General features: G+C 63.4%; 1 protein-coding gene. It reads left to right on the forward strand.

Annotated elements, in window-relative coordinates:
* Positions 1-98 precede the first annotated feature (98 nt).
* On the forward strand, positions 99-1,376 hold the full coding sequence (locus AC1RLZ_RS31115) for an IS256 family transposase (protein ID WP_493191810.1): 1,278 nt from the start codon (positions 99-101) through the stop codon (positions 1,374-1,376).
* Positions 1,377-1,432 lie beyond the last annotated feature (56 nt).

Here is a 1,432-nt window from a genome sequence, read left to right on the forward strand (position 1 = left end):
GGGGATGTCCCGGTCGCTGTTGAAATTGTGAAGTAGGCGTTGCTCGCCTTGAGCCTGTTAGGCTCGGGGTGTCGAATCCAACGAAGGAGAGCAACGCCATGAAGAAGATTACCACATCTGCCGCCATTGGTGCGGGGGCAATCGTCGAAGAAGCCTGGCAAGAGGTCGGCGCCAGCTTTGAGCGATTCTGCCTGACGGCGGGGATCGCCACGTTATCGGGCATGCTGGAGGAAGATACAGCCCGTCTGTGCGGCTCCCGCTATGGTCGGGCGGCGGGCAAGGAAGGGCATCGGTGGGGGAAGACGCGGGGCAAGGTCGGCTTCCACGGCGGCAAGGTTGAGATCGAGCGGCCTCGCGTGCGCGGCTGCGACGGCGGCGAACTCGCGTTGCCGAGCTGGACGACGGCCCAGTCCGAGGACTTGCTCGGCAAGTGGGCTATGAACCTGATGCTGATCAACGTCTCGACGCGCCGGTTTGGTCGGGCCGTCCGCCTGCCGGAAGGTGACGTGCCTGCGCCGGAGGGCGCAGGCGTATCCAAGTCGGCCGTATCGCGCCGGTTCGTGGCGCTGTCGGCTGCGCGGATGAAGGCGTGGATGACCGCCGACCTGTCCAAACTGGATCTGCTGATCATTCAGATCGACGGTATGCACGTAGACGACGATCTGATGCTGGTGGGCGCGGTTGGCATTGACGGGATGGGCGACAAGCACCCACTGGGCGCGATTGAAGGGGCAACCGAGAATACCGCCGTGGTGCAGGCCCTGCTGGACAACCTGGTCGCCCGCGGCCTCGACCCGGCGGTCAGTCGCCTGTTTGTCGTTGATGGAGCCAAGGCGCTGTCCAAGGCCATCCGCAGGACCTTCGGCCGCCACACGCTGATCCAGCGTTGCCAGGTCCATAAGGCCCGCAACATCACCGAGCGCATTGCCAAGCCCTTGCATGCCTCGGTACGCAAGGTTCTGCGTCAGGCGTGGGAACTGAGCGACGCGGCGAAGGCGGAAAGACTGATCCACAATCTGGCCCGCCGCCTCGAATACGAGGCTCCCGGCGTCTCCGGCAGCATCCTGGAGGGGATCGACGAAATCCTGACCGTCACCCGTCTCGGCCTTCCTGCCGAGCTGCGCCGTTCGCTCGCATGCACCAACATCATCGAGAATATGAACGGCACCATCCGCCGCGTCTGCCGCAACGTCAAACGATGGCAGAATGCCGGGATGGCTTTGCGTTGGACGGCCGCTGGCATGATGGAAGCTGCCAAGGGCTTCCGCCGGTTGAAGGCCTACAAACAACTACCAATCCTGCGGGCGGCTCTATTGGCCCATCAGGCCAAGCACGCCATAAGCCCCAGCCTTGAACTGCACGCCAAGGCCGCATAGGCTCAGCCAATGAGAACGCCTGCTGAGCGATTTTCAACAAAAAGCGGGACATCCCC

This window comes from Tardiphaga sp. GW822-FHT04G09 (assembly GCF_058800725.1).

What these genes read in the sequence shown, in the direction of transcription:
- AC1RLZ_RS31115 (WP_493191810.1), top strand. Translation starts at nt 99, where the DNA reads ATGAAGAAGATTACCACATCTGCCGCCATTGGTGCGGGGGCAATCGTC.